Genomic DNA, 9,505 nt, shown 5'->3' with positions numbered 1-9,505 from the left:
TCATTCTGCATTTCCAGTTCGATCTGGAGTACTTGGAGTTCATGCGGTAATTTTTCGGCAGTGCAATTCACTAATGTTGTTACAGGTGCATGGCAGAGCCGCGCCTCAGCAGCTGCTCGTAATGTATCATTATCCATATAACCTCATCTGCTTGGCTGCTATTAGATAACTTTTGTCAAAGTATAGCATCTAACTTTTTTCAATATCCTTCTTGATCTCACCATAGCCCTTCTGAACCTTGCCGACATTCTTTTGGACTTTTCCTTCTTCCTTCATTTTTTTGTCGTCAAGCACCACGCCAGTGGCTTCCTTAACTTTACCCTGGGTTTCGCCGACTCGGCCTTCTACTTGATCTTTGTTCATAGGAGGGGTCGCCTCTTGGCTTTCTTCAGCATAAACGCCAAACGAGCAGAATATCAAAACGATGGATGCAAATAGGCCGGTGAGTTTCATGTTAGTAAGTTTCATGTTCATTTCCTGTCGCTCAACTACTAGGCATTCTGTTATCTGATTGCCCATCTCAATAATAACTATCGAGAAAATTTCTGAAACCCCGTGAATTATTTCAATAAATCGTGCTTATCCGGTTGTCGCACACACCAAGATGGAAACTCCACTTTCGTTCCAAATTCGCGGCAAAACCGACGCAACATCGGTCTGCTAATCATGAAAATAGAGCCGGCACTCCACTTTCTGCTTAAAAAAAGGCATGTGTTTTTTGTTGTGTGTGTTAACCGGATAAGCACGCAATAAATTAGTTTGTTTGTTTCGAACAATGCGTATGCGCGACATTAAAGTCGACTTTCCCATTGGCTTCTTTATCCATGCAAAGCCAATACGTTAGTGGTTTCAATTCCGTTTTGCACGAATCAGATAGTGACGCTACCGCAGTTTTGCCCGTCTCTTTGGCCCTTTCCTGTTGTTCGAAGCGCTGAGTAGCGCGTAAGCAGATATTGAAGGCTTCGCTTTGCTCATCGACAGAGTCTGCACTACGGGTTTCATCAACTCGGCCTTTTATTTGGTCTTTGTTCATATGGGTTTCCTCTTTGGTTTCTTCAGCATAAGCGCCAAATGAGCAAACAAGCAGAGCCAGGATTGCTGATAAACCGATGGTTTTCATTTGGTTGATTTTCATATTTATATCCTGTGATAAAGTTATTTACGAATGTCTTGAAGAGCTGTTAGTCTGGAAAGGGCAGCTCAGCTCAGCACGGCACGTTTTATTTGCTTTTTTTAATATCGTCCTTAAGATCACCAAAGCCCGTTTTGACTTTACCAATTTTTTTTTCGACATTGCCTTCCAGCTCCATCTCATCGTCGTTCAGTATCTTGCCGGTGACTTCCTTAACTTTACCTTTGGCTTCTTCGACTCTGCCTTTTACTTGATCTTTGTTCATGATTTTCTCCTGATAATTATATAGTCATGACTAGATAGCCATGAGAAAAGCGTGGGATGAAGCTCCCTAACGCCCACATGAAAAATTACAGATAAAACCGAAGGTCGTCGGTACGGTAGCGAACAAAAAGCTATTGGGACTGCAAGATGATCTTGAAATATCTGAGCTAACCGAAGTGTAACCCTACATTCTATTCAGGTGAGCGGCCGCTTTCGAGGGGCGCTTTTCATGATGATCTCCAATTGAAAATCCACAAAAAATCATTTTATGAAAAAGAAATAAAAAATTCCATAATTAACGATGACATAGCCTAAAATTTAGAGCAGATAACGACCTTCTCTTGCCTTAATCTATCCCTCCCGAACTCAGGTTAAATAGAATCAACTCAGCTTTTCTCCAGTTGGATTTTAAGCGCGTATTTTTCACGGTCGATTTCTCCCCGGGTACGGATACCAAGCCGGCGTAATAGGGGTAAGGGTGGACACCATCCTTGTAAACCATGCTGCAACAGAAACGGCAACACAATGCCGGGCAGGAGTAACCATTTTCGATTTTTGGTTAAGCCAAGAATCAGGCCGGAAAGGGCTAAAGTAGACGCATTAACCTCAAGCACTCGCTCTATATCCCATTCCTTATCCAGCATTTGAATACGCTCAAAAATTTCTGCCCTGCTTTTACCTTTATAACGGTGAATATTTATATCCGTTTGATGATCAATTTCTTCGTTCACATGGGCAGAGGTAGAGCTACGGACGTGATCCAGGCTTGATCTTGTTGAATCTTCAGCATTAAATACAGACATATAAGCCTCCACTTTAAAAAATCAAAAAGATTTCGCCGCATAATCACAGCAAAATCTATTAATCACCTGTATTTCGCCATTTCTTCCCATCCAGCTGCATTTAGACAATTAACGTCTTATCGATTACGGATTACGTTACAATTTCAGCCGAACTAACAAACGCCTCAGGTAGTCGTCAAACCGGTATGAATTCGTTTAGCTGGCGATCCTTGCTAATCAGGTTTAATAGTTATTCAGTGTAAGTTGGACATTTATTTAAAATCCGGTAACGCAATAAATAAGGCCAGCGCGAACCAATTGGGGTTCACGCTGACATCAATTAATAACTACATGCTAAGGCTGGAAAACCTAATCAGTTCCCCCGCCCAAAAGCCGATCCAAAATTCGAATATGCGCTTGTTGAGCAGGCAGCAGCTTTGTTTCAATCAAAGAGCGAATATCTGAAGACAACTCAGTATCCTGCAGCGCTTCTTCATAATCCTCTGCGCCACTTTTTTCTCCTCCCTGTAAGGACTTTAGTGCCATTTCTTTACCCAGCAGATTAGCGCTTCCCTGGACTAATTTCGCCCAAGTTCCCCAGGCTCCAGTGTCCTCACAAGGAGCTCCTCCCAGTCGACTGATGAGTGCCTGTAAACTGGAAACCGCCTCTTTATGAGCCTCATAAATGGGCATTAAATCCTCAGCTTTGCCCAGTCCGGCATCTTCTCGAAGTTTTTTCAATGCCTGTTGGTAGGTTTCCGTTGCTGATAATTCATCTTTCAGAAATTTGTTGAGTGTTTCAATGTTATGCATAATAAACCTACTAGGTGATTATTTCTTAAGATCAGATGCTAAATAGCATCATCAAGCTTAAATTGACTTTTCTTCAGTTGAAGAAATATCCTCGGCATGATTCCGCTCGAATATTTTTTTTGCCTTGTCAACCGCTTCACTGCTAGCCGCATGTACAGAAATCAAGACGCAGCCGCCCTTGACTTTTCCTTCATAACGTTTGGCTTCATATTCCGGAATACCCAGTCCGATTAAAGCGCCAGTCAAACCTCCTGTGGCAGCGCCTACTGCTGCACCGCTTAATGCCCCCATAATAGGTCCGGCGGCGATAAAGGGACCGACACCTGGAATAGCCAGACTGCCGATCCCGGCCAGTAATCCAAGCACAGCGCCGGTGCCTAAACCCACTGTCCCCCCGATAGCAGCCCCTTCAGGCGCTTTGGTGTGCTTTTCATGAGCAAAATCCTTGGTAGAGGATTTATCTGGAAACAGCACGGATATATCATTGGATGAAAAACCGGATGTCGTCAGGTCATTAACAATAATCTCTGCCTGATCGGTATGTTGGGCGATACAAAAAACTGCTTTAGTCATGACATTCTCCTGGACCTTTATGGCGCTTTAATTTCTAGTTGATTATCTACTTTCACTACACCATGCGTTTTCGTGGCGATTTTTTGGAGCATTTTGCTTTCAGCTTCACTTGCAACAGGCCCGCGCAAAGTTACCACGCCACTACGTGTAATGATTTTTGCATTTTGCGCATCAATTGATAGCGACTTATCTTTAACCACGGCTTTACGTATGTGAGCCGTGATTTTGATATCTTTTTTGGTTTCTTTTTGATCTTCCGGGGTTAATGTAGTGTTATCCTTATCGCGAACATTGCGCTCGGTATTTTCCAATTCCGAGCTGGCCGCCATATAGATGGCGGCGTCCTGTTCGGCTCGAACAGGACCGGTCATCATTATTAAACCGCCCGTCAAAGTGAACATAACTAACAGTAATCGTGTAGACATAGTGATCTCCTTAAATAGTGTATTTATTTTTCATGATAATTGAACTGCATCCATGCCGGCTTTCCCTTCTAACTTTACGAATGATCATTCCTTTTATTTAACGACCAAAGGTATTGTTAATGAGCAGTAGAAAGAAACTTCTGTTGCTCGGAAAATCTGTTATCGCATCGGCAACCAGGCTGACGGTCTAGCGACCGCTCAACAACCGGCTTAAAAGAAAAACCGGCTCCTACTGTTAGGCCTAACGAAACTATGGGATTTTTATGGTTGTAATCCCGGCAATTTTCTACAAATTGTTGCGCCACTGTTTTTAATGGCTCGCCTTTTTGACTCAGTGCCTTTGCTGCCTGAGTTTGGGCGGATGATGGATGAGTTTCCTCGTCTTATTCGTTGTAATTGCCATGATGTTTTCTCCATTTCAAGTTTGGTGAAGCTTGAACTATCTAGCGCACAAACAGCGCAATCAGAATGATGATGGGTATGGGGATGCCGAGAAAGTACAAAAGTATTGAGCGCATTGCTTGTCTCCTTAAGTTAGTTGGTTATAGGTGTGTAATTACATGTCACGTTGCCGACCGCCGACTGTAGCCGCGAAACTGGCGACGAATGCGCCGATGAGCAGCGAGATGAAGAGCCACAGCGCCGCATAGGCGGAAGCCTTGCGACCCTTGTCAGCAGCTTCTTTTGCTGCGGTTTGGTCTGCACGCGTGCATACGTATCAATCACTCGTTTTTCCGCATCCTTCTGTGACAGACCGGTACGTAGCGCAACAACTTGACCGACATACCGAATATCTTCTTCAGGCAGGGAGGCGCCCGTGCGAATAGAGTTGATAAAAATACGGGTAACTTCGGGTGCGGACCCTGTATGGATTGGCTTCGGGGACCATCCCGGCATAACGTCGCTTCCGGCGATATCCGGGGTGGATACGGTCGAGTTGAGGTCATTTCGGAATAGCAAATCCACAAAGTAGCCCATCGGTCCACTGTCATTGTTGGGCTTGGTCATCTCGGACCCGACCGCCGTGGCGGTGGCGACATTACCAGACATAGCGGTTCCTACCTGAATTCCACCGTTGACGATCGACCCAATCACCGAAGTGAGTAACGCAGCGGTCGCGAGCGCGGCGACAGCCCAAGCCAAGAAGCCGTGCGCGGTGTCGCGGAAATAGACCTCGTCCGTATGCACCGCAACCCACTTTGTTCTCAGCCTGCCGGCGAGGTACCCTCCCATTCCGGAAGCAATGAGTTGCGTGAAGGTCAGCCACAGGATGGTCGATACACCGAAGGTCATTGCACTCACGCCGCTGTACGCCCAGGGTGACACCGAGGACAGCCCCAAACCTGTTCCCAGCATCAAAAGGATCAGCGCCAGGGCAGCTGCGGCTGCGGCTCCCGCCACGATGGCGCTCCACGACACTGCGCTTGCTTGGGCTTGCATGGGTTCTGGGTATTCGCCAGCGGCTGAGATGTTTGGAAGTGCCATGAGGAGTCTCGACAAAGTTGAGTTTGGCAAATTATTTAACGAGTTGCCGTCGCGAGTCTGTACGCCATCAAACATAGCAGTGAAAAAGTTGCCGCATTTTTTCTTACGGCATTTACACATTAATTATGTTATCGGGGGGTAATACGCATTTATAACTGAACTCATTTTCAAAGAGGAACCAAGATTTTAAATTATCAAAAAGTATTATTATCGGTCGATTGAGTAACTTTGCGTACCGTTGCTTCAAACCCCGTTATGTACGCTACCGAACCGATTGTGGTTAATATTGTGACTATGCTGATCGCTAAGATACTAGTCTCGCCTCGAAACTTGACCCTTGATCGAAGTGGCTTACCTCTTTGGTTTTTACTTCAGGAGAATCCCATGAATCGCTCGGGCCACACAGAGCTAGGAAAGGAATGCAAGCATGTATTGAGGCATGTGGCCATTGCCACCGGGTCTGCCTGCAAACCGCCATGCACCCCTGCCTAAAAGAAAGACCGGTGGAAAGTGCGTTGGAGGAGAAAACTTCCGTCTCATGTAGAGCCTGTGCCGAGAGTTGTAGACAAATGGCGGGGTCTATTCGGCACTAGGCGGGTAACCAGTACGAACAGCCGCCGATCGTTAGCCGAACCCTGATCGGTTTAGTTTTTATAGTAAAACTTATTCTGAACCTGTCGAAGGATTTTTTTAACCTATGGGGATACTCGCTTAGCTGAACTGGCGCTAGCTATGAAGTACCTTATTAGATTTTTTTACCCATAATTGGAGATTTACTCATGAAGCACCTTATTAGATTTTTTACCGCATTTTTTTTGGCTTTGACGTTATTAACTGCCGTGGGTTGCGCATCGACGCAAAAGCAGGAGGGATCCGGGGAATATGTTGATGACAGCGTCATCACCAGCAAAGTTAAAGAGGCTATATTGGAAGAGCCTACCTTGAGCTCCGCCGAGATCAATGTTGAAACCTTCAAGGGCATTGTTCAACTGAGTGGCTTCGTGAGTTCCAGCGCCGATATTCACAAAGCGGTAGCGGTGGCACGCAGCGTCGGTGGCGTGAAGTCAGTCAAGAATGACATGCGACTCAAATAAACTTAACTGGACGAGGAAACTACCATGGATATTACCGATAAAGTATCCCATTCCGCACACGAGGCTTACGATAAGATCGCCGATGCGACCAGTGAGACTGCGGAAGCGCTTGGCGAAAAAGGCAAGAAACTGAGAAAAGCCGAGCAGAAATTGATGAAGAATTGCGGCGGTTATATTAGCGACAACCCCATAACGTCGGTGAGTATCGCGGTAGCGGCCGGCTTTCTGCTGAGCCGTTTGTTCAGCCGACGTTAGACCGGTCGTCAAACATCATGAACCCGAACGCCGTAAATGACTTGCGGCTCAAATAGAGAGGAAACCATCATGGAAAAAATAGATAAAGCGGCTAATTCCGCAAATGAGGCTGTCGATAATGTCGCCAGTGCGGCCAATCAGACCGCAGAAGCGTTAAGCGAAAAGGGTGAGCAACTGAAAAACGCCGAGCAGCAAATGATGGAGGAATGCCGCGTTTACGTTCGCGACAACCCTATAACATCGCTGGGTATCGCCGTGGCGGCCGGCTTTCTGCTGAGCCGCGTGTTGAGCGGCCGTTAGACAGTCAAACCTCATGAATCCGGATGCCATAGGGGATGAAACTCCCGGGCAAGCTACAACGCGCGGCGATCCGGTGAGCGGTTCCGGGGTGCTGGAAGATGCTCAGTCGCTATGGCATGAGCTGAGCGAACTAACCCACGATCGCTTCCGGCTTGCCGCGCTGGAGACGCAGCGGGCGGGCAAGAGCCTGGTGGACATGATCGTGGCCGGAGTGATGGTTGGCGTGTTTCTGATAGGTGCCTGGCTAGGGCTCATGGCCGCCGCCATGCTGGAGCTGGTCGAGCATGACGTCGTGGCAACGAGTAGCGCCATACTGCTTGCCGTCGCTTCCAATTTGCTGCTCGCACTTATACTCTTTGGCGTGATACGCCGTAAGAGTCGCTATCTACAATTTCCCGCGACCCTTCGCAGCCTTCAATCCATGCCCTCTGGGCGACTGGATACGGAGAAGTCATGATCAAAACCTATCTTCTAAAGCGAAACAAACCCAGGTCTCTGAGGACTCAAATCAAGGCTGTGGAGCGAGAGCTATTGAACCGTCAACAGAGGACCGGTGTTCGCACCGCTACGCTGGTCCGGAAGATCCAACAACAGATGACCGCTCCGGCCACTTTGCTGCTGGCGGGCGGCATCGGATTTATCCTTGGCGAATTCACCCAGCGCCAAACCGCCAAATCCCGTGGCGCAGCCGATAAACTACGCACTTCCGAGACTACACCCTTGAGGACTGCGCTGAACCTCATCACCTCGATCCACGCCTTATACACGGCCTTGCCTCTAGCCTGGATGATGAGGTCCTTCCATCAACAGGTTCAAGATGTCGAGTAATTTGGTTTTAAGATATCAAGGCCACAAAAATGTACGTGCTCAAGTTATTTTCATTTCTAAATAATTTGAAAATCAAAAAAAGTTTTTTAGGATTCAAATCAACCTTTTTCAAAAAATAAGGCAATGATCGCTATGAATAAAGTTTTTCAAAGATATTTTTTATAATGGAAATTTATAATCTTTGTTTCGATTTTTTTTACATTATCAGGTTGCCTACTCACTGTAAACTTGGATGTTTCAACGGACAAACCAATTTCTCTGGTTATTAGACATCTTTCCTAAATACAGCGATAGCGCAAGTTAACAAGAGCCGCCACTAAATTCCATGTCAGTGAGTAATTCTTGTGCTTGCCCCGATAAACATCCTTAACAATCCTGAAGATTTTGCATCGGCGGTTGATATGCTCAATGAAAACACGCTGTTTTGATAGCGTCTTATTATGGGCTTTGTCTTCAACCGAAAGGGGTTGGCCTTTTTTCTTTTTTACCGGCAGGGTCGAGTTCTGATGGTGTTTGTGCATCCCTTGGTATCCCGAATCCGCCAACAGCAGGGCATCGGGATGCAATAATAGGCGGCTGTCTTTAAAGACCGAAAAATCATGCTGTTGGCCTTTTCCTACCACCAGGGAGAGGATTGCCAGCGTCAACACACAGATCACCAGCTGAACCTTGACCGTGTGGCGTTTTTTTTCCAGAGTAGTATGCTTTCTGGTTTTTGACAGGGCGTTCGATGGGCTGCTCCGAAACATCAATGGCCAAGGTGGCTGCGGGATCTTCCAACAGTGCCTTGCGGTTGGGGATCTTTTCAACTTTGGCCAACATCCTTGCGGTGCGGGTATAAACCTTATGGCAATAGGACTCGCTGATGCCGAAGACCGCTGCCAAATTGATCAGGGTCGGATAGTGGCGAAGGTAATAAAGTGTCAGCAATAAGCGGTCTTCTAAGGCCAGTTTAGAGTCTTTCCGTCCCCGTCTTGTTAGCGGATTGAGGGCTTTTTGTGTGTCAATATAAGCCGCTAATTTATCGTTGAGGTGCTGGAAATTTTCTTTTGATAAGCCAACAGTCCGCATGAATTCTTCAGGGTTGTTTGTGAGCAATTGGGCATAAGGTGTCATGACTATCCGTGTTTTTAGAGATAAAGTCGCTATTTTAACCCTATCAAGATTAGTCCCATGCCAACTATTTAGGAAAGATGTCTATTGATAAACCGATCGAGGTGAAACTGGGCACCGACGTAGCAGTAACCAAGTTGCCGCCAATAAAAGTAGGGATCGAAAATACAAAAAACAAGTAACGCACGCTAAGCGGGCATGGAAGCCTATACACTCGATGTTCAAGTTTTTAAACTTAGAAATACAGCCGGAAAACGGGTAAGCTAATCAGTGTAAACTGCCACGTATTTCAACACCATGTTGATGTACGAGCCGGCACACTTTATAAAATCGTTTGTCACTGATTTAGATGCAGCCCTGGGAAAGCTAAAGTCCAATGCCAGGCTGACGCACCTACAAAAGACTTGGCTAGGATTTTGTTTAACGGGGATGTTACTGACC

The 9,505-nt window shown here is 46.4% G+C and carries 15 protein-coding genes; 5 read left to right on the top strand and 10 right to left on the bottom strand.

The genetic code is table 11. The features are described from left to right. Positions 1-189 precede the first annotated feature (189 nt). The 8 genes from RW114_RS18760 to RW114_RS18725 form a co-directional block, all read right to left on the bottom strand. Positions 190-468, bottom strand: coding sequence for a CsbD family protein (locus tag RW114_RS18760; RefSeq protein WP_340124278.1), 279 nt, complete (start codon positions 466-468; stop codon positions 190-192). A 286-nt stretch (positions 469-754) separates the two neighbouring features. Then, positions 755-1,135: a hypothetical protein gene (locus tag RW114_RS18755; RefSeq protein ID WP_340124277.1), complete on the bottom strand. Its 381-nt coding sequence runs from the start codon at positions 1,133-1,135 to the stop codon at positions 755-757. Positions 1,136-1,220: 85 nt separating this feature from the next. Beyond that, positions 1,221-1,397 carry a CsbD family protein gene (locus RW114_RS18750; protein WP_340124276.1) on the bottom strand — a complete coding sequence of 59 codons (177 nt, stop codon included), beginning with the start codon at positions 1,395-1,397 and terminating at the stop codon, positions 1,221-1,223. Between the two features lie 385 nt (positions 1,398-1,782). Beyond that, a complete protein-coding gene (locus tag RW114_RS18745; RefSeq protein WP_340124275.1) occupies positions 1,783-2,199 on the bottom strand; it encodes a hypothetical protein in 417 nt (138 codons plus the stop codon). Positions 2,200-2,547: 348 nt separating this feature from the next. Next, positions 2,548-2,991, bottom strand: coding sequence for a DUF2383 domain-containing protein (locus RW114_RS18740; protein ID WP_340124274.1), 444 nt, complete (start codon positions 2,989-2,991; stop codon positions 2,548-2,550). A gap of 57 nt (positions 2,992-3,048) precedes the next feature. Beyond that, positions 3,049-3,564, bottom strand: a complete 516-nt coding sequence (locus RW114_RS18735; RefSeq protein WP_340124273.1) for a hypothetical protein — start codon at positions 3,562-3,564, stop codon at positions 3,049-3,051. A gap of 17 nt (positions 3,565-3,581) precedes the next feature. Continuing rightward, positions 3,582-3,989: a BON domain-containing protein gene (locus RW114_RS18730; protein WP_340124272.1), complete on the bottom strand. Its 408-nt coding sequence runs from the start codon at positions 3,987-3,989 to the stop codon at positions 3,582-3,584. A gap of 534 nt (positions 3,990-4,523) precedes the next feature. Continuing rightward, positions 4,524-5,474 (bottom strand): hypothetical protein, encoded by a 951-nt coding sequence (locus tag RW114_RS18725; RefSeq protein ID WP_340124271.1) that lies wholly within the window; start codon positions 5,472-5,474, stop codon positions 4,524-4,526. Between the two features lie 779 nt (positions 5,475-6,253). Here RW114_RS18725 and RW114_RS18720 point away from each other — a divergent pair. The 5 genes from RW114_RS18720 (at position 6,254) to RW114_RS18700 (ending at position 7,951) form a co-directional block, all read left to right on the top strand. Then, positions 6,254-6,568 carry a BON domain-containing protein gene (locus tag RW114_RS18720; protein WP_340124270.1) on the top strand — a complete coding sequence of 105 codons (315 nt, stop codon included), beginning with the start codon at positions 6,254-6,256 and terminating at the stop codon, positions 6,566-6,568. Positions 6,569-6,592: 24 nt separating this feature from the next. After that, a complete protein-coding gene (locus tag RW114_RS18715) occupies positions 6,593-6,823 on the top strand; it encodes an ElaB/YgaM/YqjD family protein (RefSeq protein WP_340124269.1) in 231 nt (76 codons plus the stop codon). Positions 6,824-6,892: 69 nt separating this feature from the next. Next, a complete protein-coding gene (locus tag RW114_RS18710; protein ID WP_340124268.1) occupies positions 6,893-7,123 on the top strand; it encodes a DUF883 domain-containing protein in 231 nt (76 codons plus the stop codon). Between the two features lie 13 nt (positions 7,124-7,136). Further along, positions 7,137-7,580, top strand: a complete 444-nt coding sequence (locus tag RW114_RS18705) for a phage holin family protein (RefSeq protein WP_340124267.1) — start codon at positions 7,137-7,139, stop codon at positions 7,578-7,580. Positions 7,581-7,717: 137 nt separating this feature from the next. Beyond that, a complete protein-coding gene (locus RW114_RS18700) occupies positions 7,718-7,951 on the top strand; it encodes a hypothetical protein (RefSeq protein ID WP_340124266.1) in 234 nt (77 codons plus the stop codon). Positions 7,952-8,229: 278 nt separating this feature from the next. Here RW114_RS18700 and RW114_RS18695 read toward each other — a convergent pair whose 3' ends face one another. Together RW114_RS18695 and RW114_RS18690 are read right to left on the bottom strand one after the other, a co-directional pair. Beyond that, entirely contained in the window at positions 8,230-8,601 is a 372-nt protein-coding gene (locus RW114_RS18695; RefSeq protein ID WP_340124265.1) for a transposase family protein, read from the bottom strand. Next, positions 8,549-9,067, bottom strand: coding sequence for a transposase family protein (locus tag RW114_RS18690; RefSeq protein ID WP_340124264.1), 519 nt, complete (start codon positions 9,065-9,067; stop codon positions 8,549-8,551). The genes RW114_RS18695 and RW114_RS18690 overlap by 53 nt, the downstream gene beginning before the upstream one ends. Positions 9,068-9,505: the final 438 nt, after the last annotated feature.

The organism is Methylobacter svalbardensis (assembly GCF_037671525.1).
GTDB classification, from domain to species: Bacteria; Pseudomonadota; Gammaproteobacteria; order Methylococcales; family Methylomonadaceae; genus Methylobacter_A; species Methylobacter_A svalbardensis.
Note: the sequence above shows the minus strand (reverse complement) of the source record. Positions and strands in the feature narration are given on the sequence as shown.

Bases quoted from the DNA above. Each gene is read 5' to 3' on its own strand.
- RW114_RS18745 (WP_340124275.1), bottom strand. From the start codon at position 2,199: ATGTCTGTATTTAATGCTGAAGATTCAACAAGATCAAGCCTGGATCAC.
- RW114_RS18750 (WP_340124276.1), bottom strand. From the start codon at position 1,397: ATGAACAAAGATCAAGTAAAAGGCAGAGTCGAAGAAGCCAAAGGTAAA.
- RW114_RS18715 (WP_340124269.1), top strand. From the start codon at position 6,593: ATGGATATTACCGATAAAGTATCCCATTCCGCACACGAGGCTTACGAT.
- RW114_RS18740 (WP_340124274.1), bottom strand. From the start codon at position 2,991: ATGCATAACATTGAAACACTCAACAAATTTCTGAAAGATGAATTATCA.
- RW114_RS18705 (WP_340124267.1), top strand. From the start codon at position 7,137: ATGAATCCGGATGCCATAGGGGATGAAACTCCCGGGCAAGCTACAACG.
- RW114_RS18725 (WP_340124271.1), bottom strand. From the start codon at position 5,474: ATGGCACTTCCAAACATCTCAGCCGCTGGCGAATACCCAGAACCCATG.
- RW114_RS18700 (WP_340124266.1), top strand. From the start codon at position 7,718: ATGACCGCTCCGGCCACTTTGCTGCTGGCGGGCGGCATCGGATTTATC.
- RW114_RS18755 (WP_340124277.1), bottom strand. From the start codon at position 1,135: ATGAAAATCAACCAAATGAAAACCATCGGTTTATCAGCAATCCTGGCT.
- RW114_RS18730 (WP_340124272.1), bottom strand. From the start codon at position 3,989: ATGTCTACACGATTACTGTTAGTTATGTTCACTTTGACGGGCGGTTTA.
- RW114_RS18760 (WP_340124278.1), bottom strand. From the start codon at position 468: ATGAAACTTACTAACATGAAACTCACCGGCCTATTTGCATCCATCGTT.
- RW114_RS18735 (WP_340124273.1), bottom strand. From the start codon at position 3,564: ATGACTAAAGCAGTTTTTTGTATCGCCCAACATACCGATCAGGCAGAG.
- RW114_RS18720 (WP_340124270.1), top strand. From the start codon at position 6,254: ATGAAGCACCTTATTAGATTTTTTACCGCATTTTTTTTGGCTTTGACG.
- RW114_RS18710 (WP_340124268.1), top strand. From the start codon at position 6,893: ATGGAAAAAATAGATAAAGCGGCTAATTCCGCAAATGAGGCTGTCGAT.
- RW114_RS18690 (WP_340124264.1), bottom strand. From the start codon at position 9,067: ATGACACCTTATGCCCAATTGCTCACAAACAACCCTGAAGAATTCATG.